Annotated in this window: 22 protein-coding genes and 2 tRNA genes; 17 read left to right on the top strand and 7 right to left on the bottom strand. The window is 61.0% G+C overall.

What is annotated here, in order from left to right; all coding sequences use genetic code 11:
- Positions 1–8 precede the first annotated feature (8 nt).
- The 3 genes from JY451_14990 to JY451_14980 are packed head-to-tail and all read left to right on the top strand — an operon-like array spanning position 9 to position 3,247.
- A complete protein-coding gene (locus tag JY451_14990) occupies positions 9–809 on the top strand; it encodes a sulfotransferase domain-containing protein (GenBank protein ID QZH74927.1) in 801 nt (266 codons plus the stop codon).
- Complete coding sequence (locus JY451_14985) at positions 802–1,821, top strand: NAD(P)-dependent oxidoreductase (GenBank protein QZH74926.1); 1,020 nt, start codon at positions 802–804, stop codon at positions 1,819–1,821. Before JY451_14990 ends, JY451_14985 begins: the two co-directional genes overlap by 8 nt.
- A gap of 13 nt (positions 1,822–1,834) precedes the next feature.
- Entirely contained in the window at positions 1,835–3,247 is a 1,413-nt protein-coding gene (locus tag JY451_14980) for an oligosaccharide repeat unit polymerase (GenBank protein ID QZH74925.1), read from the top strand.
- 184 nt (positions 3,248–3,431) lie between these two features.
- Here JY451_14980 and JY451_14975 read toward each other — a convergent pair whose 3' ends face one another.
- The gene (locus JY451_14975; protein QZH74924.1) at positions 3,432–4,157 is read right to left on the bottom strand and encodes an SDR family NAD(P)-dependent oxidoreductase; all 726 of its coding nucleotides are present in this window, start codon (positions 4,155–4,157) and stop codon (positions 3,432–3,434) included.
- 1 nt (position 4,158) lies between these two features.
- On the bottom strand, positions 4,159–5,649 hold the full coding sequence (locus JY451_14970) for an amidophosphoribosyltransferase (GenBank protein ID QZH74923.1): 1,491 nt from the start codon (positions 5,647–5,649) through the stop codon (positions 4,159–4,161).
- 405 nt (positions 5,650–6,054) lie between these two features.
- Between JY451_14970 and JY451_14965 the strand changes: the two genes are divergently transcribed.
- The 4 genes from JY451_14965 to JY451_14950 all read left to right on the top strand — a co-directional run bounded on the left by JY451_14965 (position 6,055) and on the right by JY451_14950 (position 11,646).
- Complete coding sequence (locus JY451_14965; protein ID QZH74922.1) at positions 6,055–7,443, top strand: O-antigen ligase family protein; 1,389 nt, start codon at positions 6,055–6,057, stop codon at positions 7,441–7,443.
- An 87-nt stretch (positions 7,444–7,530) separates the two neighbouring features.
- On the top strand, positions 7,531–8,229 hold the full coding sequence (locus tag JY451_14960; GenBank protein ID QZH74921.1) for a polysaccharide export protein: 699 nt from the start codon (positions 7,531–7,533) through the stop codon (positions 8,227–8,229).
- A 40-nt stretch (positions 8,230–8,269) separates the two neighbouring features.
- On the top strand, positions 8,270–10,432 hold the full coding sequence (locus tag JY451_14955) for a polysaccharide biosynthesis tyrosine autokinase (GenBank protein ID QZH74920.1): 2,163 nt from the start codon (positions 8,270–8,272) through the stop codon (positions 10,430–10,432).
- A 47-nt stretch (positions 10,433–10,479) separates the two neighbouring features.
- Complete coding sequence (locus JY451_14950; protein ID QZH74919.1) at positions 10,480–11,646, top strand: hypothetical protein; 1,167 nt, start codon at positions 10,480–10,482, stop codon at positions 11,644–11,646.
- A 288-nt stretch (positions 11,647–11,934) separates the two neighbouring features.
- On the opposite strand, the gene JY451_14945 is transcribed toward JY451_14950, so the two are convergent.
- Positions 11,935–12,011: transfer RNA gene (locus JY451_14945), tRNA-Pro, on the bottom strand.
- A 182-nt stretch (positions 12,012–12,193) separates the two neighbouring features.
- On the opposite strand from JY451_14945, the gene JY451_14940 reads away from it, so the two are divergent.
- The 8 genes from JY451_14940 (at position 12,194) to JY451_14905 (ending at position 19,863) form a co-directional block, all read left to right on the top strand.
- On the top strand, positions 12,194–13,186 hold the full coding sequence (locus JY451_14940) for a GDP-mannose 4,6-dehydratase (protein ID QZH74918.1): 993 nt from the start codon (positions 12,194–12,196) through the stop codon (positions 13,184–13,186).
- A gap of 132 nt (positions 13,187–13,318) precedes the next feature.
- A complete protein-coding gene (thyA, locus tag JY451_14935; GenBank protein QZH74917.1) occupies positions 13,319–14,263 on the top strand; it encodes a thymidylate synthase in 945 nt (314 codons plus the stop codon).
- Positions 14,264–14,368: 105 nt separating this feature from the next.
- Complete coding sequence (locus tag JY451_14930) at positions 14,369–15,661, top strand: 3-methyl-2-oxobutanoate dehydrogenase (2-methylpropanoyl-transferring) subunit alpha (protein QZH74916.1); 1,293 nt, start codon at positions 14,369–14,371, stop codon at positions 15,659–15,661.
- The gene (locus JY451_14925; GenBank protein ID QZH74915.1) at positions 15,658–16,716 is read left to right on the top strand and encodes an alpha-ketoacid dehydrogenase subunit beta; all 1,059 of its coding nucleotides are present in this window, start codon (positions 15,658–15,660) and stop codon (positions 16,714–16,716) included. The genes JY451_14930 and JY451_14925 overlap by 4 nt, the downstream gene beginning before the upstream one ends.
- A 5-nt stretch (positions 16,717–16,721) precedes the next feature.
- The gene (locus tag JY451_14920; protein ID QZH74914.1) at positions 16,722–18,074 is read left to right on the top strand and encodes a 2-oxo acid dehydrogenase subunit E2; all 1,353 of its coding nucleotides are present in this window, start codon (positions 16,722–16,724) and stop codon (positions 18,072–18,074) included.
- Positions 18,075–18,180: 106 nt separating this feature from the next.
- Positions 18,181–18,257 (top strand) — tRNA-Asp (locus tag JY451_14915).
- A 65-nt stretch (positions 18,258–18,322) separates the two neighbouring features.
- A complete protein-coding gene (locus tag JY451_14910) occupies positions 18,323–19,435 on the top strand; it encodes an iron-containing alcohol dehydrogenase (protein ID QZH74913.1) in 1,113 nt (370 codons plus the stop codon).
- A 26-nt stretch (positions 19,436–19,461) separates the two neighbouring features.
- Positions 19,462–19,863, top strand: a complete 402-nt coding sequence (locus tag JY451_14905; protein QZH74912.1) for an acyl-CoA thioesterase — start codon at positions 19,462–19,464, stop codon at positions 19,861–19,863.
- Here the strand turns inward: JY451_14905 and JY451_14900 are convergent.
- From JY451_14900 to JY451_14885, 4 genes are all read right to left on the bottom strand, one after another.
- Positions 19,860–20,075, bottom strand: a complete 216-nt coding sequence (locus tag JY451_14900) for a DUF2842 domain-containing protein (protein QZH74911.1) — start codon at positions 20,073–20,075, stop codon at positions 19,860–19,862. The two genes, JY451_14905 and JY451_14900, sit on opposite strands and share 4 nt — an antisense overlap.
- Entirely contained in the window at positions 20,072–20,659 is a 588-nt protein-coding gene (locus JY451_14895) for a 5-formyltetrahydrofolate cyclo-ligase (protein QZH74910.1), read from the bottom strand. Before JY451_14895 ends, JY451_14900 begins: the two co-directional genes overlap by 4 nt.
- Positions 20,660–20,866: 207 nt before the next feature.
- A complete protein-coding gene (locus JY451_14890) occupies positions 20,867–21,172 on the bottom strand; it encodes a cell division protein ZapA (protein QZH74909.1) in 306 nt (101 codons plus the stop codon).
- Positions 21,169–21,402, bottom strand: a complete 234-nt coding sequence (locus JY451_14885) for a hypothetical protein (protein ID QZH74908.1) — start codon at positions 21,400–21,402, stop codon at positions 21,169–21,171. Before JY451_14885 ends, JY451_14890 begins: the two co-directional genes overlap by 4 nt.
- A 188-nt stretch (positions 21,403–21,590) precedes the next feature.
- On the opposite strand from JY451_14885, the gene tkt reads away from it, so the two are divergent.
- Together tkt and gap are read left to right on the top strand one after the other, a co-directional pair.
- Positions 21,591–23,588, top strand: coding sequence for a transketolase (gene tkt, locus JY451_14880; GenBank protein QZH74907.1), 1,998 nt, complete (start codon positions 21,591–21,593; stop codon positions 23,586–23,588).
- Between the two features lie 15 nt (positions 23,589–23,603).
- Entirely contained in the window at positions 23,604–24,611 is a 1,008-nt protein-coding gene (gene gap / locus JY451_14875) for a type I glyceraldehyde-3-phosphate dehydrogenase (protein QZH74906.1), read from the top strand.
- The last annotated feature ends 5 nt before the right edge of the window (positions 24,612–24,616 follow it).

Genomic DNA, 24,616 nt, shown 5'->3' with positions numbered 1-24,616 from the left:
CCGCAAAGATGAATCCGCAGATCGCCAGAGCCATCAGGAATCCCGTCTGGGCTGCTGAAAAAGCATGGCTGTGGGGACGCAGCATTGCAGGCCTGCGTGCCAGCGACAAGGTGTTCGCCTTCTACCCCAAGACCGGCAGCACCTGGGTACGCATATTCTTTTACAACCTCCTGGCTGCCCGCGAGATGGGCAGGGCCGGTGATTTCAGCTTCGATGCGGTCGATGCATCGATGCCCGAATTCGCCAATCCGAGCTTCTTCAAGCCGTGGCCGTTCCGCTCAAGCGACCGCATCCTGAAAACCCACCGCCCTTACAATCGCGTCTGGGCAGGCCGCCCATCGGTCCTGTTTACCCGCGAACCGCGGGATACGATGGTGTCCTTCCTGCATTATGCGAACGCCAAGAAGGAATTCGGGTTTGCCGGAGATCTGAACGATCTGGTTCGCCATCCTGAATTCGGGCTCGACAGCTACATGCGCTTTTATACTTCGTGGAAGCCGCATGCCGGGCTGATCATTCGCTACGAAGACCTGCGGGCAGAGCCGTTGCAGGAGTTCACGCGGATCGTCGGCCACATCGGAATCGACGCCGATCTCGCAGAAATCACCTCTGCGCTGGAGGCGTCCACGCTCGAAAGAACGCGAAAGGCGCAGGAACAGAGTTCCGAACAGTTCCGGAGCAAGTTCAAGGACGGCTTCGTTTTTGCCCGGAAGGGCGCAAGCGGGGAAGGGCAGGAGGCCTTCGACGAGGAGCTCGAAGCCTATTATCTTGAACGCAGGGCAGCTTGGGGGTTCGACCTTTATGCCTGAGACGAGCAATCGCCGCGATTTGCCGGTGCCTGCCGGCGGGCGTGTCCTTGTGACAGGTGATGCCGGCTTCATCGGCAAATGGCTGTGCCGTCTGCTGGTGGCGGAGGGTTACGAAGTAACAGGGCTCGATCAGCGCGCGCCGCAGGGAGAAATCACCTGGCAGCACATCAACTGCGATCTCCTCGATCGCGAGGGGCTGGACCGGGCGTTTGCGCAGGTGCGCCCACAGGCTCTGCTGCACCTCGCAGCCCGCACCGATCTCGAAGGCAAGACACTCGAGGATTACGAGGCCAACCGTGGCGGCGTCCGCAATTTGTGCGAACTGGTAGCGGCAACGGATAGCGTGACGAGGGCGATCTACACGTCGTCACAACTCGTCTGCGGTGTTGGCCACGTACCCAAGAGCGACCACGAATATCTTCCGTCCACCGTCTATGGTGAAAGCAAGATCGCCACCGAGATGATCGTTCGGGAATGTGATGGCGGCGGAGTGACATGGTGCCTGACCCGCCCGACCACCGGCTGGGGCCCGGAAATGAGCCCACATTATACCAGTGTGCTGAGGTTGATCGACAAGGGCCTGTTCTTTCATTCCGGCCCTGGCGCCCTCAACAAGAGCTACTTCTACGTGGAGAATATCGCCTGGCAATATCTGCAATTATTGCGCGCAGATGCGGGTGCAATTCAGGGTAACGTATTCTACCTCGCCGATTATGAACCGTTCTCGCTGCGCGATTACATCAACGCCTGCGCCAAATCTCTCGGAAAGCGGCCACCTCCGACCTTTCCGCTCCCGCTTGTGCGCGGCCTGGCGCTGGCTGGCGATGTACTTCGACGCCTGGGGCTACCGGCTCCCTTCACCGGCTTCCGCCTGCGCAATATTCGAACCGAATATCAATTCGACATGGAGCTAACCCGCAGGGTATGCGGTCCACTGCCGATTTCCTTTGAGGAGGGGGTGCGCCGCACCATTCGATGGTATCGTCAGACGCAAAAAGGCCAGCTAGGATGATCGGGCTGTGACAATGTACGCTGCCACCATCTTCATCCTGGGTGTCCTGCCCACGCTGCTGTTATTCGTAGCATCACAGTATGAGGCGAAGGGGCCGGGGCCGGCCCCTTTGAAAGTGATGGCATGGACTTGGTTGCTCGGTTACACCTTGAAGTGCATTTACCTCGGGTTTGCGGTGGTTTACGATCTGCCTTTCCGACCCGACTGGGTGGCCTTTTACATCATCGACATCGGGCAGTTCGCTATCACCCTGGCGGTGGTCAGCCTGATTGCGGGCTACTTCCTTGCAAGTGCCTATTCGCCTTCGCGCGGGTCAATACGCCCGGTCGCGGCTCCGCGCATTGATTGGCGTTTTATCTATTGGGCCTTCTTCGCGTTAAGCTTGGGCCTCATCGCTATCTATTTTCAACAGATGGGCTTCATCGAGCAGATAAGATCCCTGAGATTCGTCGCAACAAAGTTCTTTGTTGATGAAGAAGGAGATAGGAGCGCGCTTGGTTTTCTAGCTATTGGCGGTGACTGGCTGGTTGTATTCTTTATATACTGGCTTGCCATGTCGAAGAAGCTTACGAAAGTCAATATTTATACGGTGGCTATTGGTTTTGTTTCTCTTACCATGTTTTTGTCAAGTCGCCGAAATACGATCTTGGCGATCATCATCGTAGCTCTCATTGTTCTTTCTTTTCGACACATGCAAAAGCTTTCTGCAGAAGCGAAGGCCATCAAGATTGCAGGACGCCTCGGCATTCTTGCGACAGTACTCATATTTGTTTCCTTCTCGAGCCAAATACGTGATGGTTCGAGGGCTGGTCAAGGAATTCAGGACCTTAGCGTCTTCGCTGCTATCGAAGCGTCCGCCACCCATGCGTTCGAAGGTGCCTATTTTATCGATCCCGCAAAAACGGCTGGGATCATTGATCGGCTGGATACGGATAGTGAGCTGTTTCTGGGATCCACCTACGCAACGTTTTTGTTGGCACCCATCCCCCGCGTGATGTGGGAAGACAAACCGAATATTCGTCTCGGCCCCTTTGTCGCACAAGACCTCTTTACGACAGGTGGGCTGACAGGCTTCCCGCCCGGTGGTATTGGCGAACTATACCTCAACTTCGGTTGGTTGGGGATCCCGTTCGGAATGGCATTGTTTGGCGCTTTTCTATCATTCGTCAGGAAACGACAGCTCGCATCCTCTGATCAACGGTTCGCAGGCGCTCGCTACGCTTTGTTGTGCATGGTTGCGATCTATTTCGTGACCGTGGAGTTCACCGCAGCGGTGGTGATATATCTGAAGTATGCTGTCGCTATCTTCATCGTGGAGAGATATTGGGCCTTCCAGCATGCCGCGGAGATGAAGAAGGCGATTCTGAAGTCGCCCGCAGCCCGGAAGGTTTCGCAGCTCCGTCCCCGCCCTTCGGTCGCCCGTTGATATTCATTCGCGCGCCAATTGGCAGGCCCGGTTATTCATCGGCTGGATACAATCTCACCAATGAGGGGATGGCAGCGATTCAGTTAGGTCAACCGCTGCCTGTAAAATTATCCGCGCAGGAATCGCAGTGGTTGTTTCGGCAATAGAATCCCTGTTTGCTTAGCCCTCGCCAAGGTGTCGAGACTCAAATATCAACCCGCTCGCGATGAAGATTGGCGAAATCTTCCGTCAACAGCGCAGCGATGCGATCGCCCACCGTTTCTGGCGGTTTGACGCTTTGCGGGTCTTCCCCTGGGTAGGCGCGCGCGCGCATGGCAGTGCGGGTTGCGCCGGGGTCGACGATTGCAACACGGATCTGCGAAATGCGCTCGACTTCGCGTGCATGCGCCTCGAGCAGGTTCTCGAATGCCGCCTTGCTGGCGCCATAGGCACCCCAGAATGGCCGCGGCTCGTTGCCAACCGAGCTGGTTAGTCCGATTATGCGCCCCGCCTCGGCGCGCTTCAGCAGCGGATCGAATCCGGCGATCAGTGCCTGCGTGGCGAGGACGTTCAGCGTCAGCGCTTGATTGAACTGCTTGGCATCGATCTGCGTAACGGGAGTCAGCGTAGGCAATTGCGCCGCGCTTATGACGAGGAAATCAAGTTTCTGCCAGCGCTCGGCGACGGCCTGCGCCAATCGCCCGATCGAATCGCTTTCGGTCAGGTCCATGGGAGCGATGGTAGCGCTTCCCCCGGCGCTGTGGATCGCATCCTCCACCGCTTCGAGGTCTTTCACCTTGCGTCCGGTAATGATGACGTGTGCGCCCTTGGCCGCCAGTGCGGCGGCGGTGGCCGCACCGATGCCGCGGCTCGCTCCGGTTACAAGCGCGATCTTGCCCGCGAAGGGCTTTTCGGCAGCAGCTTCGCTCATCTCAGGCAACCTTGTCCGTCAGTCTTTCGCTCACCGGTAGATCCAACTGCGCGTCGCGGTCCTGCCGTCCTTCGAGATCCGTCAGGCGTGTGGGGTATTCGCCGGTAAAACAGGCGTCGCAGTACTGCGGACTGGCCTTGTCGCGCCCGGCGTGGCCGACCGCGCGATACAGCCCGTCTATGCTGACGAAGGCGAGGCTGTCCGCCTTGATGAACTTGCACATCGCTTCAAGGTCCATCCGGCCCGCCAGCAGCTTCGAGCGTTCGGGCGTGTCCACACCGTAGTAGCAGCCGTGGCCGGTGGGCGGACTGGCGACACGAAAATGCACTTCCGCAGCGCCCGCATCGCGCATGATCTCGACAATCTTCATGCTCGTGGTGCCGCGCACGATCGAATCGTCGATCAGCACGATGCGCTTGCCTGCTACGATGGAGCGGTTGGCATTGTGCTTGCGCTTGACCCCCGCATGGCGGGCGCCATCGCTTGGCTGGATGAAGGTGCGGCCGACATAGTGTGAACGGATGATGCCGAGTTCGAACGGAATTCCGGACTGTTGCGAATAGCCGATGGCCGCGGGAACGCCGCTGTCCGGCACCGGCACCACCAGGTCTGCATCGCAAGGAGCCTCTTTGGCCAGTTCCTTGCCAATGTGTTTGCGGCTTTCATAAACCGAGCGCTTGTTGAAGATAGAATCGGGGCGACTGAAATAGACATGTTCGAATATGCACGGACGCTCAGCCACATTGCCGAAGGGGCGGTGACAGCGCATGGTGCCGTCAAAATCGACCTCGATGAATTCGCCCGGATCGACCTGGCGGATGAATTCTGCGCCCACCACGTCCAGCGCCACGGTTTCGCTGGCGAAAACTGTCGCATCGCCCAGCTTGCCCATCACCAGCGGGCGAATGCCGAGCGGATCGCGCACGGCTGCCATGCCGCGCGGAGTCATTACCACCAAAGCATAGGCACCTTCGACCAACCGCAGCGCGTCCACCAGCTTGTCCAGCATGGTGGGATAACGGCTGGTGGCGACGAGGTGAATGATGACTTCAGTGTCCGAAGTGGACTGGAAGATCGCCCCCTTCTGGACCAGTTCCTGCCGCAGCTTGCTGGCGTTGGAGATATTGCCGTTATGCGCCACGGCAAATCCGCCGCTGGCCAGATCAGCATATAGCGGCTGGACGTTGCGCAGTCCCGCGCCGCCAGTGGTTGAATAGCGCACGTGCCCAGCCGCCATATGCCCCGGCAGTTCGGCCAGCGATTCGGCGCTCGAAAAGTTCTCTGCCACGTGCCCGAGCGCCCGAATGGTGTAGAACTCCGCCCCGTCGAAACTGCTGATGCCGACAGCTTCCTGCCCACGATGCTGGAGTGCATGCAACCCCAATGCGGTAGTGGCGGAAGCCTCGTCTCCGCCAATGATTCCAAACACGCCACACTCTTCGTGCAGCTTGTCGTCACCGTCCGCGTTGAGGAAGGGGTGGGTAAGGTTCATGGATGTCCGCTATGCAGCCTGGCGCCAGTCCCCAATGGCGATGTTGCGGAATGATTACAAGGGGCAGGCATCGCCTTCTCGCGGTCGCAGGGCGATACCTTCACAAGCGGTCTTGTAATAGCTGGGAGACTGCATGCGAGTGTCCAAGCACCAGAATATGAAGGTAAAAACTCGCAATAAAGGATGCAGCGGCACACTGCGCGGGTTGCCTCAGCGAGGTTCCGGTGTATGAGCCATCCTCCTCCGCAGAATCGCTGCCATTGCCTTCAGCTTCGTTTCAGGTGAAGAAGAATTATGTCACCCAGTTTGCGACCTACGCGCTCGGGCGCCAAGTGGCCTGCGGGAAAGCTGCTTGAGGGTGTAGTAACAAAACTCGCTTCTCCGCGAGCGCGCTTCATAGCGCTGATGCTGTTCCTCGGTATCGTCGCCCTGACAGGAGGCGGATCTCGCTCCGACATTGATTCCCTCATCGTCTTGCGGCCGTTGGCAGTAATCCTTCTGACCTATGCACTGATCGTTTCGCGCCCGGGCGATTTGCGGGCAGTACGCGTTCCACTATTGTGGATCGCCTTGCTGATGCTTCTCGCTCTGGTCCAGCTTATCCCACTCCCATGGGATTTGTGGACGCAATTGCCACAGCGGGACCATATTGCGCAATTCACCCAGGTGATAGGCTACCCCGAAGGACCGCGACCGTTGTCGCTCGATCCAAACCGCACGTGGAATACATTTTTCGCGCTGGTCATTCCGCTTGCTGCGGTAGCGCTCGTCGGGATTCAGGAGCAATCGAAACGACAGGTCATAATTCCCGCGCTAATGGCGGTCGGTCTCCTCAGTGCGGTTCTGGGAGTCTTCCAGTCGATGGGCGGCGATGCCCTGCATCTTTACGCTATTACCAACAGCGGCCATCCCGTGGGCCTGTTTTCCAACCGTAATCACCAGTCGATCATGTTGCTTTGGCTTCTTCTGGCGATTTGCTGGCAGTGGCCTCTCTGGGCAAGAAAGCGCAAGTCTGCTGCCATGCTGGTTGCGGTCCCCCTGGTATCGATGGTGGCGCTGTTTCCGCTCCTCGTCCTGACAGGGTCACGCGCCGGCCTGATGCTTTCCGTGCCGGTGCTGCTGGCTTGTGTTTGGCTGACGATGCGCGGCATGAACCATGACGTGCTATCAGCTAACTGGAAAAGGAAGCAGCCGGTCAGCCGTCGGCCGTTGGCAAAGATACTGCTTCTGATCCTGGCGGCCGGTTTCGTGCTGGTCCCCGTTCTGATCCTCACCTTCCTTTCAGAGGATCAGCGACAGACTGCGCTGACCCGGCTTTTCATGACCAGTGACATCGAAGAACTGCGCTGGTTATACCTGCCTATTTTCTGGCAAATGGCACGAGATTTTTTCCCGTTCGGGTCCGGCCTGGGGTCGTTTGAAGTCGCTTTTCTAATCTATGAACCCGCTGAGATCATGCGACTGCGGTATCTTAACCAAGCTCATAATGACCCCATTCAGATACTCATCGAGGGTGGTGCGTTTGGTGCACTAATAGTTGTGTTCGGGCTGGTCTGGCTTGGACGGCGCTTGTTCGTGCATATGCGCTCCGCCAATGCTGCGAGGAGGGATATGGCCCTGTTCTTGCTGATGTCGTTCGGAATTTGGCTGCTCGCGAGCTTTGTTGACTATCCCTTGCGCACGCCTTTGGCAGCCACCCTCTTCGCTAGCTTGACCGCTATGCTGAGCTTGTTAAACGCCGACGATCAGTCCACAGAGCGTCAGTCGAAACCCGCTCTGAGAGAGCGAGCGTGACACATGGCCTGTGAGAACCACACGCTTTTCGTGCAAACGGGCCTGCATTCGTTTGATAAAAGTCGTACTCGGGAATTGCTACGTCATATGAGAATGATTTTTGCGATATCACTTTCGCTAGCAGTCGCCGCGTGTGGGCCGCCGGACGTCGGGATGGATCCCAGCATCACGCGGCCTACCGGCGATGTCTTGCCGGCGCCGAGCGGTTTGGGAATAAATGGCGAATACATCTATGTTCTCCGGCCATTCGATACTGTCTCGGTCGAGCTTGCCGGGATGCCCGACATGCAGCGAGAGATCCGGATCGATGGGCAAGGAATGCTTTCGTTTCCCTTGGCCGGATCAGTCTCCGCCTCTGGCCTAACCACGACCGCGCTTGCCCTAGTGATCGAGGACAGGTTACGCGATGGGTATGTCCGAGACCCGCGCGTTACAGTCAACATGGTGGAGCAGCAGAGTCATATCCTGACGGTTGACGGGCAGGTGAGGACCCCTGGCCTCTTTCCTGTAACGCGGGACATGACGTTGATGCAGGCCGTTGCGCTGGCAGGTGGCGATACGGACAATTCGCGTACTTCGGCAGTGATGATTTTCCGGGAAGTCCAAGGCGAACAGTATGTTGGCCTCTACAATCTGGACGCTATACGTTACGGGAATTATCCCGACCCGCGAATTTATCCGGGCGACAAGGTTGTGGTGAGTTCGGACGAGGCGAGGCAGCTGATTGGTAGTTTGCAAGGCGTCACCGGACTGATCACTACACCGCTAGTCTTGCTACTTCGCTAGTCTCGCTTCATCGTATTCAAGAGAAAAAAGGGATTTCCCGTTGAACCAGCTTGCGGATCCTTCGGGTATTGGTGCGCACTATCGCAGTTCGACTACGGACGATCGTGCTGAGGCGTTAGAAGCGTCCATCTTTCAGCGGCTGTGGTCGGCCCTGTGGCTCAACCGGCTTCTCGTGGGTGGGATTGTCATCACCTGCGTCGTGCTGAGTATCGTCATTTCCCTTTTGTCGACGCCTTTGTACTCGGCGTCCGCACGCGTTCAGATCAATCGGGTGGAAAGCAATGTCACTGACGTCGAGGGGGTCGAAGCGGAAGGCGACTCGCTCGATTATGATGAATTCTACACGACCCAATACGCCTTGCTGGAATCCGTTACACTAGCGGAACGAGTTGCCCGGTCGCTGGAGTTGGCCACCGACGAGGAGTTTCTTACTGCCTTCGAAATTCCTGCAGACAGCATGATAGTAAGAGGCGATTCCAGAACTGCGAACCAGGAGATCGGCAACATTCTGCTGGAGAACTTGGCGATAGATCCGGTGCGGGGATCCAGCCTGGTTGATGTAGGCTTCACAAGCCCGTCGCGGACGCTATCGGCGCGAATAGCGGATGCATGGGTCGATGAATTCATTGAATCGAGCATTGAGCGACGCTTTGCCGCATCGAACGATGCGCGGGAGTTTCTGGAAGAACAACTCGCCGAGTTGCGCGACCGGCTGGAACAGTCCGAGCGTGAGATAGTCGCTTACGTGACAGGCAACGAGATATTCCCCGTCGGTTCGGCCGCTGAAGGCGGGGGCGCGGGCGATACGCTTACGGGGAATGCACTTTCTGCCACGAGTGCAGCTTTGATTGAAGCGCGCTCGGCCAGAATTGCGGCTGAGAGTGCATTCCGCGAAAATGCCGGCGGTCCTGAAAATCCTTTACTGAATACGTTGCGGGCTCGGCGCGCGGAACTCACTTCGGAACGTGCAGAACTGCTGACCCGTTTTACGGATGGGTATCCGCCCGTTGTGGCGATCACCAATCAGATTGCGGAGATCGAGCGTGAAATCTCTGCCGCCGAGGGACTCTCGCGAGGCGACCTGCAAAGCGCCTATCGAGCGGCAGTGGAACGTGAGCAGGCTGTGCAGGCGCAAGTCGACTCTTTGAAGAATGTATATCTGGCGGAGCAGGGCGCGAGCATCGAGTACAACATTCTTCAGCGCGACGTTGATACGAACAGGGAACTCTACAACGGCCTGCTCCAGCGCTACAAAGAAATCGGAGTGGCGGGCGTCGAGACGAGTAATACGCAGTTGGTCGATTCCGCCAAGATTCCGCGCTTTCCTTCCAGCCCCAACTTACCCTTGAACATCGTGATCGGGTTCTTGTTCGGCAGTGGGCTTGCTGCTGGCGTAGTCTTTGTTCGCGAACAGATCGATCGTAGCCTGCGTGATCCCACCGATGTCAAAAAGGTTCTTGGCTTGCCGCTTCTCGGCGCAATCCCGCGCGTCGACGAAGATGGCTACCTGGAGCAGCTTTCCGATCCCAAGAGCGAAATTTCGGAAGCTTATCTTGCGACATCCACGTTGCTGGATTTGTCGACGGAACACGGTTTCCCGCGCAAGCTGGTTCTTTCGAGTGCCGTTCCAAACGAGGGCAAAACAAGTTCTTCCTATGCGCTCGCCAATTTGCTGGCTCGGCGGGGTAAGAAAACCATCCTCGTCGATTTCGACTTGCGCAGCCCCTCTGTGGGTACAATCGCGGGCTTGCCGAACGTAGGCGGTGTGAGCAATCTCTTGTCCGGCTCTGACGACATCGCGCGTTTTGTGAGGCAGGGCGATCGGGAGAATCTCTCCTTCCTCACCGCCGGACCCATTCCTCCCAATCCCGGCGAACTTATCGCCGGAGAGCGGGCAGGGCGCCTGCTCGACATGCTTGCCGAGCAATACGATCACATCGTCATCGATTCGCCGCCCGTTCTCGGTATGGCAGACGCTTTGGTCCTTTCGCTACTGGCGGATGGCATGGTCTTCGTTATCGAGGCCAACAATGTTCGCCTTCGCCAGCTTTCGAACGCGTTACAGCGCCTACGGGATGTCGATGCCGCAATTTTCGGTGCCATCGTCACCAAGCTCGATCAGCGCAATTCTGACTTCGGCTACGGCTACGGATACGGATACGGATACGGCTACGGGCAAAATTCAGAAAGCGAGAAGGAGTGAGGTTACCTCACGCCGAGCGATTGAGAATGCGATCAATCAGGACATTGTTGCTGGGATTATCCGGACTGGTCGTAGCGGCTGCTGCCTTGGTACATTCGGCTTCCGAAGCGATGCCGCTGGGTGCGGGGCTTGTCCTTCGCACGGATACTGCGCTAAGTGCCACGGCCAATGTGGAGGCTGCCAACCTCTTGTTCCGCGCGGAGCTGGTGGAGGGAGCGGCCAACGGACAAACCGTGCCACAATCGGCGTCGACAGGAGCGCTTGCCGCCGCTCGCATCGCCTTTGCTGTTGACCCGCTGGATTCAGAAGTTCTGCGCATCCTTGCGATCGGTGCGACGGTGGATCGTGCCTCTCGATCCGAGGCTATGTCCCTTGTCTGGGCACTAACAAAGCGCGACGAACTTGTTTCGTTGTGGCTGGCGGAGAATGCGGGTTCGCAAGGTGATCTAGACACGATGGTATCGCGTTTCGACGCAGTTATGCGGACCAATGAACGCGTGCGCGAGCAGGCGATGCCAACCCTGCTGAACGTCCTGACGATTGATGAGGGTATCGACGAAATTGGAAGGCTGATATCACGACAGCCAAATTGGGAGCCCGAATTCTGGCACGCCTTCGTGCGAAACCCGGTCTCTCTTTCAAGAGCAGCCTCGTTTTTTGAACGCAACGATATCGGACTGGATCGCCTGGGACAGGAGAACCGCCGTCGCCTTTACGCCAACCTTCTCGCCGCTAACGAGTATGCAGTCCTATTTTCGGTAGCTGCAAAGGATGAAACCCTTGGTAGTCCGGGATCAATGGCGGATGGGACGTTCGACGCTGCCCGAAATGGGCACCCGCTCGATTGGACGACCTTCGCTGAAGGCCGCTTTTCGGCGAGCATTTCCGCAGAAAACGAATTGGTGATCAATTCCGAGCCTGGCGGTTTCGGCCTTGCGGCGCAACGGATTGTTCCAAACACAGGCCCTGCACAGATTGGGCTTGCTCTTGCCCAACCCGTTCCGGATGGGGCCCAGGTTGTTCTCGAGGCAGTTTGCGCCGGGCAGAGGAATTCGTCCCCGCTGGCGCGCGTAACGCTGGACGCGGGGGGCACCGACGGAGTGGCAGCGATTGAGCGGGCCGATTGCTCGTACATCGAACTCAGACTGTCATTCACCGCCCCGGCCGGCAGGCGCCCTACAGACTTGCGGGTAAGGCAGATACAGCTGAGTTGACTGCTGCACTGGTGTCCTACCGTGGACTACTCGTACCGCGAGATGAACTCGCCGCGATTGTCCTAACCTACTCCAGATCTGCCGGAGATTCCCATTTCTATCCTCCAGGCGTTGTCTTACGCAGGGAGTTGGGCTGATCGCACTGGCAAGGAAGAGATCGAAAAATATAAGGAATTCAATTGCAAATGTGTGCCAGTCAGGGTGTTCTTCTTCACCGAAGAGTCCTGCGTGCACCATAACCGCAGCCCAGTAAGAAGCCGCCAATTCCAATTGAGCTATTGAATTAATTGGTCGGGGAAAGAGGATTCGAACCTCCGGCCCCTGCCTCCCGAAGACAGTGCTCTACCAGGCTGAGCTATTCCCCGACCGATGCTTTGCAAGGGCGAACCCCTGCGAGGCAGAAGCGGGCCTATAGGGAGCGCTGGCCATGCTGGCAAGCCTGACTTGGGCTAATCCTGAAAGTGCCTGTTTTCGCCCCTGACGACCATTGCTTGCACTGGCGGGCGCTGCCATCAGATGTCCAGATTAGGGCGGAGAACGGGTTGCAATGCGGGTTTTGGTGACAGGGGCGGCGGGGTTCATCGGCGCAGCGCTGAGCGAGCATTTGCTGGCGCGCGGCGACGCGGTGATCGGGATCGACAATTGCAACGATTACTACGATCCGGCGCTGAAGGCGGCGAGGATTGAGCGGGTGCAGTCGGCGGGGGGTGACTTTGCTTTTTACGAGATCGATTTTGCCGACATAGGTGCGCTCACTGCTGCGCTGAACGGCCAAAACTTCGACTCGATTGTCCATCTCGGCGCGCAGGCGGGGGTTCGTTATTCGCTGGAGAATCCGGCGGCCTACGTGCAGTCGAACCTCGTCGGCCATGCCAATATGCTTGAAGTCGCCCGCCAGCGAGGCGTGGCGCACATGGTCTATGCGAGTTCCAGCTCGGTCTATGGCGGCAACGACAAGCTGCCCTTCAGTGTGGATGACCGCGCGGATCATCCTGTCAGTCTCTATGCCGCTACCAAGCGCGCCGACGAGATGCTGAGCGAGAGCTACGCGCACCTGTTCCGCATCCCGCTCACCGGGCTGCGGTTTTTCACCGTCTATGGTCCGTGGGGTCGGCCCGACATGGCGATGTGGATCTTCACCCAGAAGATCCTCGCCGGGCAGCCGATCCCGGTGTTCAACAAGGGCGAGATGTGGCGCGACTTTACCTACATCGACGATATCATCGCAGGGGTGGTCGCGGCGCTGGATCATCCGCCCGCCGATGATGGCAATGTGAAGGCGGGCGGCTCCTCCAAGCCGCACGCGCTCTACAACATCGGCAATCACCGCTCGGAAAAGCTGATGCGGGTTATCGAATTGCTGGGGGATGCCTGCGGGCGCGAAGTCGCGATCGACTGGCAGCCGATGCAAGCGGGCGATGTCACCCGCACCTATGCCGATATCGACGCGATCCAGCGGGATCTTGGCTACGCGCCGACGACGAGCATCGATGTGGGGGTGCCGCGCTTTGTTGAGTGGTATCGCGGGTATCATTCCTGACTCGTCATTGCGAGGAGCCCGGAGGGCGACGCGGCAATCCATCTCCTGACGTTGCGACAGAGGGAGATGGCGGGTGATGGATTGCTTCGCCTTCGGCTCGCAATGACGAGGGATGGGTGCTAGCTGAGTTGCATGAGTGACACATCCCGCCACCCCGAATGGCAATACCTTGATCTGATGCGCCACATCTGGGAGCATGGCGACGAGCGGATGGACCGCACCGGCGTGGGTACGCGCTCGGTATTCGGCACCATGCTGCGGTTCGATCTCGCCGATGATCGCGTGCCATTGCTTACCACCAAGCGGGTTTTCTGGAAGGCAGCGGCAAAGGAAATGCTGTGGTTCCTCACCGGCAGCACCAATATCCGCCCGCTGCTGCAAGCGGGGGTGACGATCTGGAGCGACTGGCCGCTGAAGAAATACCGGCAGGCGAGCGGCGAGGACATCGAACAGTCCGATTTCGAAGCACGGATTGTTGCGGATGAAGCTTTCGCCGCCAACTGGGGCGATCTTGGTCCAGTCTATGGGAAGCAGTGGGTGGACTGGCCGACCTACCGCTATGGCCCGGATGGCAAGTACGAGGCTGGCCCCGGCATCAACCAAGTCGCGCAGGTAGTGGACAGCCTCAAGACCAATCCCGGCAGCCGGCGCCACATCATCGAGGGCTGGAACGTCGCCGAGCTTGACCGGATGGCGCTGCCGCCTTGCCACAAGACCTACCAGTTCCATGTTGCCGGGGAAGCGGAGGGCGCGCGGCTCAATTGCCTGCTCTACCAACGCAGCTGTGACGTGGCTCTCGGGCTACCGTTCAACCTGTTCGGAGCGGCGCTGCTGACGCGGATGATGGCGGCGCAGACGGGCCTGCTCCCTGGCGAACTGGTGTGGAGCGGGGGCGATACCCATCTCTATCTCAACCACTCCGAACTGGTCGAAGAGCAATTGCAGCGCGAACCAGAAGGTGCGCCCAAACTGGCCATCATGCGCGTGCCGCCAAGCATTTTCGACTTTCGCTTCGAGGATTTTACGGTGCATGATTATGAACCGCAGGGCGTGCTTCGCGCACCAGTGGCGGTCTGACAGGAGAGAGACTGGGCACCGGATTGACGGTTTCGTGAGAAACTAATATAATTCCGGAGGCGTAAAACATTGTTCCACGCCGAAACGATCATCGGGAGAGCGCGCATGGCATCGGCAAACGACGCGAAAGGGCACAACCGCCCGCCGCTGCGGCTGCATGTGCCCGAGCCGTTCTACCGCCCGGGCGATGCGGTCGATTTCAGCCATGTGACCATTCCCCCCGCCGGTGCGCAGCCGCGCCCGGACGAAGCCTGCCCCGCGCGCGATACCTATCCGCTGTGCGATGACCTGATCCGGGTGCTGGGCGAAGACAATCAGGCGCACGGCCCGTGGGACCCGCGACTCGCTCCGGAAACCTTGCGTCAGATGCTGCGCGAAATGGCCCTGGTGCGCGCCTTCGACAACCGGATGTACCGCGCCCAGCGGCAGGGCAAGACCAGCTTCTACATGAAATGCACCGGCGAAGAGGCGACCAGCGTCTGCGCCACCCACGCGCTCGATGCGGACGACATGATCTTCCCGTCCTACCGCCAGCAGGGCTGCCTGATCGCGCGCGGATACCGGCTGACCGAGATGATCAACCAGATCTACTCGAACCGGGCGGACAAGCTGAAGGGCCGCCAGCTGCCGATCATGTATTGCTCCAAGCGGCTCAACTTCTTCTCGATCAGCGGCAATCTCGCCACCCAGCTGCCGCAGGCGACCGGCTTCGCGATGGCGAGCGCGAGCAAGGGCGATTCGCGCATCGCCGCGACCTGGGTGGGCGAGGGAAGCACGGCGGAAGGCGATTTCCATTCCGCGCTCACTTTCGCCACGGTGTACAATGCGCCGGTCATCTTCAACGTCATCAACAACCAGTGGGCGATTTCCAGCTTCTCCGGATTCGCCGGGGCCGAGCGGGCCAATTTCGCCGCCCGCGCCATCGGCTATGGCGTGGCTGGGCTGCGGGTGGATGGCAACGACCCGCTGGCGGTCTATGCGGCGGAGCGCTGGGCAGCGGACCGGGCGCGTTCCAACGGCGGGCCGACGCTGATCGAGCATTTCACCTACCGCGCCGAGGGGCATTCCACTTCGGACGATCCCTCCGCCTATCGCAGCGCCGATGAAGGCAGCGAATGGCCGCTGGGCGATCCGGTCAACCGGCTGAAAAACCACCTGATTGCGATCGGCGAATGGTCCGAAGCGCAGCAGGATGCGCAGGATGCCGAACTCGATACCATGGTGAAGGAAGCGCAGAAGGAAGCCGAGAAGAACGGCATCCTCGGCCACGGCTTGCACCATCCTTTCGCCACCATGTTCGAGGACGTGTTCGAGGAATTGCCCTGGCACCTCAAGGAACAGAGCGAACAGGCGATCCGCGAGCGGCAAATCAAGTGGCCGGAGGACCCGGCGGAATGAGCGACGTGATCACCCAAACGCAGACCGAAGCGGCCGGCGAGACCCGGCACATGAACATGATCGAGGCGATCAATTCCGCACTCGACGTGATGCTCACGCGCGATCCCGACGTGATCCTGCTGGGGGAGGATATCGGCTATTTCGGCGGCGTGTTCCGCTGCACGGCGGGCCTTCAGGAAAAGCACGGCAAGACCCGCGTGTTCGATACGCCGATTTCCGAATGCGGCATCATCGGCGTGGCGGTGGGGATGGGGGCCTATGGCCTGCGCCCGGTGCCCGAAATCCAGTTCGCCGATTATATCTATCCGGGGCTGGACCAGTTGATCAGCGAAGCGGCGCGGCTGCGCTATCGCTCGGCGGCGGAATTCATTGCCCCGATGACAGTGCGCAGCCCGTTCGGCGGCGGCATTTTCGGCGGGCAGACCCATTCGCAAAGCCCGGAAGCGATTTTCACCCACGTTTCGGGACTGAAGACGGTGGTCCCCGCCACCCCTTACGATGCGAAGGGGCTGCTGATTTCCTGCATCGAGGACAATGACCCGGTCATCTTCTTCGAGCCCAAGCGCATCTACAACGGCCCGTTCGACGGCTATTACGACAAGCCCGCCAAGAGCTGGAAGGGCCGCGACGATGCGCAGGTGCCTGACGGCTATTACAAGATCCCGCTGGGCAAGGCGCGGATGGTGACCGACGGCGATGCGCTGACGATCCTCGCTTATGGCACGATGGTGCACGTGGCGCAGGCGGTGTGCGAGGCGAAGGGCGTCGATGCGCAGATCCTCGACCTGCGCACGCTGGTGCCGCTCGATATCGAAGCCATCGAAGCCTCGGTCAGGCACACCGGCCGCTGCCTGATCGTGCACGAGGCGACCCGCACTTCGGGCTTCGGCGCGGAACTCTCCGCGCTGGTGACCGAACGCTGCTTCTACCACCTCGAAGCTCCGGTCGAACGGGTGACCGGCTTCGACACTCCCTATCCGCACAGCCTCGAATGGGCCTATTTCCCCGGCCCCGTCCGCATCGGCGAGGCTATCGACAAGATTTTGCAGGACTGACGACCATGGCGCGATACACCCACCCCATGCCCGACATCGGTGAAGGCATCACCGAAGCCGAAATCGTGACCTGGAACAAGAAGGTCGGCGACCGGGTCCACGAGGACGAGGAAGTCGTCGACATGATCACTGACAAGGCCACCGTTCCGCTCGAAAGCCCGGTGACCGGCATCATCGTCGAGATTGCGGGCGAGGCGGGCGATATGGTTGCCATCGGCAGCCCGCTGTTCGTCGTCGAAGTTGAGGGCGATGTGCCCGATGACGTGGCGGAGGAAGTGTCTGCGCCGACGGCTGCGGTGGTTGAGGAGCGGATTGAAGCTGAGAACCCCGATGCGGGTGATGTTGACCGGGTTTTGCAGGTGGATAGGGAAGCTCAAGGCGCTTCGACAAGCTCAGCACGAGCGGAACCTGTGCCGGAACCAACCCCCGCTCCGCCTGAGCCTGTCGGAAGCGAAGCTGGGCCGGAGGCCCAACGCCAGCCACAACACCAGCCCAAAGTCCTCGCCAGCCCCGCCGTTCGCGCCCGCGCCAAGGACCTCGGCATCGACCTCGCGCAGGTCAAACCGCAGGAAGACGGCCGCCTCCGCCATGCCGATCTCGACGCCTTCATATCCTATTCCGGCGGCTACGCTGGCGCAGGCAAGGCGCGGGCGGACGAGACGATCAAGGTCATCGGCCTGCGCAAGCGCATTGCCGAGAACATGGCCGCAGCCAAGCGCAACATCCCGCATTTCACCTATGTCGAGGAATGCGACGTCACCGCGCTGGAGGAAACCCGCGCGCAGTTGAACGAGGGCAGGGGTGATCGACCGAAGCTCACCATGTTGCCGCTGCTGATCGCCGCAATCTGCAAGGCTATCCCTGATTTTCCGATGATCAACGCCCGCTTCGATGACGAAGCGCGCGTCGTAACCCGCCACGGCGCAGTACATCTGGGCATGGCGACGATGACCGATGGCGGCCTGATGGTGCCGGTGATCCGCGAGGCGCAGAGCCGCAACCTGTGGCAACTCGCCAGCGAGATCGGGCGACTGGCGCAGGCGGCGCGCGACGGCAGTGCCAGGTCGGACGAGCTTTCCGGCTCCACGCTCACCATCACCTCGCTCGGGCCGCTGGGCGGGATTGCCACCACGCCTGTGATCAACCGCCCCGAAGTCGCCATCATTGGCCCCAACCGGATTGTCGAGCGGCCGATGTTCGTGCGCGGGGCGGGCGGGGTCGAGCGGATCGAAAAGCGCAAGTTGATGAACATTTCGATCAGCTGCGATCACCGGGTTGTGGACGGCTATGACGCGGCGGCTTTCGTGCAGGAAGTGAAGAAGTTGCTGGAAGCTCCGGCGCGGATTCTGGCGGGCTGATCGGGACAAGAAAAACAAGGTTCAAAAAGCCGCGTGCAGTGTGTTGACAGCCTTCCGGCCCTCCACTAGATGCGCGGCTCCCAAGAGGCGCTAGCCGCTCAAATGCGCGGGTGTAGCTCAGTTGGTTAGAGTATCGGCCTGTCACGCCGAGGGTCGCGGGTTCAAGTCCCGTCACTCGCGCCACTTGGGAATTTTTCTTGTTTGCTCCGGGCTTGCCATGCCCCGTTCGATTGCGCACAGCCTCGCGCGTGAGTGATGCTTTCACCTTCCATTACGGCCCGCGCGTCGTTTGCGGCGTGGGTAGCAGCGGCGACCTGCAGCGGCTGTTGCCCGCCGGGTCCGTGCTGTTCGTCACTGATGCGAATCTGCGCAGGCTGGGGCTGTGCGATGCAGCGCTTGCAGGGCTGGCGGCGCGCGACGTGGCCCTCTTTGACGATGTGCAGGAGGACCCCTCCGAAGCCTCCGCGCTGGCGGCAGTGGCGCTCGGCCAGAAAATCGGCGCGACCTGTGTGGTCGGCTTTGGCGGCGGCAGTCCGATGGATGTTGCCAAGGCGGCGGCCTACCTGCTCGGCTCCGGCGAAGAGATCGATGCCATCTACGGCGTGGACAAGGCGCTGGGGCAGGGGCTGCCGCTGGTGCTGGTCCCCACCACCGCCGGGACCGGTTCTGAAGCCACACCGATTTCGATCCTCACCGTGGGCGAGACGAGCAAGAAGGGCATTGTCGCGCCAGCGCTCTACGCCGACTGGGCGGTGCTCGACGCCGCGCTCACCACCGGCCTGCCGCGCCATGTCACCGCCGCCACCGGGATCGACGCGATGGTCCACGCGATCGAGGCCTTTACGACCAGGCGGCTCAAGAACCCGATTTCGGACGCGCTGGCCAAGGAGGCGCTGCGCCTGCTCGCCGCCAATGTGGCCGCCGCCTGTGACGAGCCGGGCAATCTGGCGGCGCGCGAGGCGATGCTGCGCGGGTCCTATCTCGCCGGAGTCGCCTTCGCCAACGCGCCGTGTGCCGGCGTGCATGCGCTGGCCTATCCGCTGGGCGGGCATTTCCACGTGCCGCACGGGCTTTCCAACGCGCTGATGCTGCCGCATGTGTTGGCGCACAACATGCCAGTCGCGCAGGAAATGTATGTCGAACTGGCCGCCGAAATCGCGCCGGGGCTGGACCTGATAGATGCAATGCAAGCGATCATCGCCCGCACCGGCCTCTCCCCGCGCCTCTCCGATGTCGGCATCGCGCACGAACATCTCGATCTGCTGGCGGACGAGGCGATGCTGCAGGAACGACTGCTGGTGAACAACCCGCTGCCGATCACCCGTGCCGATGCCCGCCGGATGTACGAGGCCGCGCTTTGACCCGCGAGCCTCCACGCCCCCGCAGCATGTACCGCGCCTGGCACACGATCCCCACCCGCTGGGCGGACAACGATGTCTACGGTCACGTCAACAACGTGGTCTATTATTCGTGGTTCGATACGGCAGTGAACGGCGAACTGGTTTCGCGCGGGCTGCTCGATATCGAGCATGGAGCGATGATCGGTCTCGTGGTGGAAACACAGTGCCGCTATTATGCTCCACTGGCCTTTCCGCAGGTGGTGGAAGCGGGGGTGAGAGTGGTGAGGCTTGGCACTTCAAGCGTGCGCTACGAAGTCGGGATTTTCGCGCAAGGCTGCGAAGAACCAGCCGCCGAGGGGTATTTCGTCCACGTCTATGTCGATCGCACGACCCGCCGCCCCGTGGCCCTGCCGGAGGATTGGCGCAAGGTGCTGGGCGACCTCGGCTAGCCCCAGCGCCCGGTTTCCATCCAGATCAGGAACCGCCGAAGCGGCAGCAGCCACACCAGTCCCAGCGTGATATAGACCAGCGCCTGCACCAAGCCCGGCCAGCCTCCGATCACATCGGGGGCGTAGCGCGCGATCACCACCGCATAGATGATCAGCCCAGCTAGCAGCCCAAGCACGCCGACCGGAATGCGCCAGGTGGGTTCGGTTCTCATGCGAAAGGTCCGTAAATGCGGGTGGGAGTGATGACTGCTGTCAGGGGCATATCGTGCGCTTCGACCGGCAAGTCGTCGACCATCTGCATATCCCACGCAAGGCCGATAGCGATGGTCGAGGGATGCGCCGCCAGCCAGCGGTCGTAATAGCCGCCGCCTTGGCCGATCCGCTCGCCGCGCTCGGTAAAGCCGACCAGCGGCATGAACAGCACTTCGGGGACCACAAGCGGGGCATCGGCGGCAGGCTGCATCAGCCCCATTACGCCGGGGATCAGATCACCTTCGCCATAGGGATCCGTGTGCAGGTGAAACGCCATCGGCTGATCGAGGGTAGTGACGCGGGGCAGGGCGATGCGGTGCCCGGCTTCCATAAAGAACCGCGCATAGCTGCTGGCAGGAGCCTCGCCCGGATCGGCGCGGTAGAAGCCGATGGTCGCTCCCTCCGGCACCAGTTCCAGCACCGGCGCGGGTGGGCGGCGGAACACCAGCGCGCTCACTTCGGGAGGCAGAGCTGCGGCATATTCGCGCCGCGCCTTGCGCAGGGCGTTGCGGATCGCGGCTTTCTGTTCGGAAATATCGGTCACGCTGGCGCTCTAGCCGGATATGGTGAGTGGCGGAACCACCATGGGTCGTTTTCCGGGAAATCCTCTGACGCCTAACGTCAGGTGGGCGCCGTATATCCAGAACCGCCAGGACGAACCCGTGGCCCCGGTAGGGACAGCTCCCTAGGATTGCTTATAGCCTCAGGGATTTTCGTGCAGCTCGTGCCGGGCAGCCCCGCCAATTTCTATCTAGGCGTTCTCAAGCTGCATTGCGAGACCTTCCAGACGGTCCGCCAGCGATTCAAGCCGAACTGCGACCTTTTCGTCCGGTCCCGACGGTGCGGGAGCGGCCTTGCCCTTCGCTTCATGCAATTCGTCCGCCAGCAGCAGCGCGGCGTAGAGCAGGATGCGTTCGGGCGACTGGCCCGTCAGATTGTCGAGCTGCGCCAGCTTCGTATCGATCGATGCGCCCAGCATCTCGATATGCGCTTCCTCGCCCTCGGCACAGGCGATGGTATATTTGCGTGCGGCGATTTCCAGCGTGACGTTGCTCATCGTTCGAGCGTCCCCAGCAACAGGTCGAGCTGTTGTAGCGCTTCGCCCGCCTCGCGCTGGAGCGCCGCATAACGGGCTTCGAGCTCGGGATCGCTGCCGGGGCCGCCGGCCGCCAATGAACTTAAGGCAGCCGCGCGCGGAGAGGCCGCAGCGGCCTCGATCCGGCCAGCCGCCGCGTCGATCCGGGCCAGTGCCTGCGCGACCCGGTTGGCGATAGGGTTACCCTCCATGAGCGGTGAATTAGCCAGCTTTCGCGCTTTCGCAAAGCGTTGTCGCCGAAAGTTGTGAATAATCCTCGGCTGCGGGGTTCCTGTGCGTCGTGCGCGGGCGGGCGTGTCGCTTGACCTTGCGGGCGGCCATCACCACACAGCCCCCAACCGAATCGCCGCCGGAAAGCGGCGACCGCCTGGAGCAATTGATGAGCGAAGCCGACCCCCGTTTCACCCAGATGGCCAATGCCATCCGTGCGCTGTCGATGGACGCGGTGCAGGCGGCCAATATCGGCCATCCCGGAATGCCGATGGGCATGGCCGATGTGGCCGCGGTGCTGTGGTCGGATTATCTCAAGTTCGATCCCGCCGCGCCGAACTGGCCGGATCGGGACCGGTTTGTGCTTTCCGCCGGGCACGGCTCGATGCTGATCTACGCGCTGCTCCACCTGACGGGCTTTGCCATCCCGACGATGGATGACATCCGCAATTTCCGCCAGCTCGGCAGCCCCTGCGCCGGGCATCCGGAAAATTTCCTGATCGACGGGGTCGAGGCGACTACCGGGCCGCTGGGGCAGGGGCTGGCAATGGCGGTGGGCATGGCGATTGCCGAGCGGCACCTGAATGCCGGCTTCGGTGACGATCTGGTCGATCACCGCACCTGGGTGATCGCCGGTGACGGCTGCCTGATGGAAGGCGTCAACCATGAGGCCATCGGCCTGGCAGGCCACCTGAAGCTGGGTCGCCTGATCGTGCTGTGGGACGACAACCAGATCACCATCGACGGGGCAGTCTCGCTGTCCTCCTCGGAAGACATTCCCGCCCGCTACCGCGCCACGGGCTGGCACACAGTGGAGTGCGACGGGCACGATCCCGCCGACATCCGCCGCGCGCTGGACGAAGCGCTGGCCGATCCGCGCCCCTCGCTGGTCGCGTGCAAGACCATCATCGGCAAGGGCGCACCCAACAAGCAGGGCACCCACAAGGTCCACGGCTCGCCTCTGGGCGCCGACGAAGTGGCCGCAGCGCGTGAGTACCTGAACTGGCCGCACGCGCCGTTTGAGCTGCCTGCTGAAGTGCTGGCTGACTGGCGCGCGTTAGGCGCCAAGGGTGCTGCCGCTCACGCGGCATGGCACGATCGACTGATGGCAAGCGGGCAGCGCGGCGACTTTGAAAGCCGGATGATGCCGGTTGCCGACCTCGCGGCTCCGGCGCTCGAAGCGCATGTGGCCGCGCTCGCCGCCGAGAAGCCTGCCATCGCCAGCCGGGTCGCATCGCAGAGGGCGCTTGTCGCACTCACCGCCGCAATCCCGCAGATGATCGGCGGTTCGGCCGACCTTACCGGATCGAATAACACCGACACGCCCAGCACCCTGCCGTTCACGGCGGAGGATTACAGCGGCCGCTACATCTATTACGGCATCCGCGAATTCGGCATGGCCGCCGCGATGAACGGCATGGCGCTGCACGGCGGGGTGGTTCCTTATGGCGGCACATTCCTGATTTTCAGCGACTATGCCCGCAACGCGGTGCGCTTGTCGGCCTTGCAGCAGGTCGGCGTAGTCTACGTGTTCACGCACGACTCGATCGGCCTTGGCGAAGACGGGCCGACCCACCAGCCCATCGAACAGGTGATGAGCCTGCGGCTAATTCCCAATCTCAACGTGTTCCGCCCGGCTGACGCGATCGAAACCGCAGAATGCTGGGCGCTGGCTTTGCAAACGCCCAAAACGCCCTCGGTGCTGGCACTCTCGCGCCAGAACCTGCCTGCGGTGCGCGGCGAGGGGGACGAGAACTGGAGCGCGGCGGGCAATCGCAGCGCGAAAGGTGCCTATCTGCTCCGCCCCGCCGCCGCCGCGCGCAAGGTGGTGCTGGTGGCGACTGGGTCGGAAGTCTCCGTGGCACTCGCCACCGCCGATGCCTTGGAAGCGCAGGGAATCGGGGCCGATGTCGTCTCGATGCCGTGCATGGAACTGTTCGACGCGCAAAGCGCTGCCTACCGCGCGGAAGTGTTTCCCGCCGATGCTTTGGTGGTCTCCATTGAAGCCGGTGTTACGCTCGGCTGGCAGAAATACACCGGATTGAACGGACTGAATATCGGGCTCGACCGCTTTGGCGCATCCGCCCCCGCGGGAGTTCTATTCAAGCATTTCGGCTTTACTGCGGACGCCATCGTTCCGCAGATCATCAACAAATTGAACGGCTAAGCAGGAGTTATTGCCATGACGACCAAGGTATCGATCAACGGCTTCGGGCGCATCGGACGGCTCGTGGCGCGCGCCCTGCTGGAGCGGCAGGACCATGATTTCGAACTCGTCGCGATCAACGATCTCGCCGATACCAAGTCCAATGCCTTGCTATTCGGTTTCGACAGCACGCATGGCCGATTCCCCGGCACGGTGGAAGTCGACGGCAGCAACCTGGTGGTCAACGGCAAGACCATCGCCGTCACCAGCGAGCGTGAGCCTGGCAAGCTGCCGCACGGCGACATGGGTGTGGACATCGTGCTCGAATGCACGGGCTTCTTCCAGAGCCATGACGCCGCCAAGCCGCACCTCGATGCAGGTGCCAAGCGCGTGCTGATCTCCGCCCCCGCAAGCGGCGTTTCGGCGACGATCGTCTACGGCGTGAACCATGACGTGCTGACGGCGGAGGACGTGATTGTTTCCAACGCCTCCTGCACCACCAATTGCCTCTCGCCGGTGGCCAAGGTCCTGCACGAGACCGTCGGTATCGAGCGTGGGTTCATGACCACGATTCACTCCTACACCAACGACCAGCGGATGCTCGACCAGATGCATTCGGACCTTCGCCGTGCGCGCGGCGGGGCGCAGAACATGATCCCCACTACCACCGGTGCGGCGCGCGCTGTGGGGCTGGTGCTGCCTGAACTGGCGGGCAAGCTGGACGGCTCCTCGGTGCGGGTGCCGACCCCCAACGTCTCACTGATCGACCTGGTTTTCACGCCTTCGCGCGACACCACCAAGGAAGAGCTGAACGCGGCGCTGAAGGCGGCTTCGGAAGGCGCGATGAAGGGCGTCCTCGACTATACCGACCAGCCGCTGGTGAGCAGCGATTTCAACCACTATCCGGCTAGCTCCACCGTGGACTCGCTGGAAACGGCGGTTCTGGAAGGAAAGCTGGCGCGCGTGGTCAGCTGGTACGATAACGAATGGGGCTTCTCCAACCGCATGCTCGATACGGCGGGTGTCATGGCCAAGTTCCTGTAATCGCT

Origin of the sequence: Erythrobacter sp., assembly GCA_019739335.1 — a bacterium.
Lineage (GTDB): Bacteria > Pseudomonadota > Alphaproteobacteria > Sphingomonadales > Sphingomonadaceae > Alteraurantiacibacter.
The sequence above is the reverse complement of the archived record's forward strand: the minus strand, read 5'-3'. Positions and strand labels throughout refer to the sequence as shown.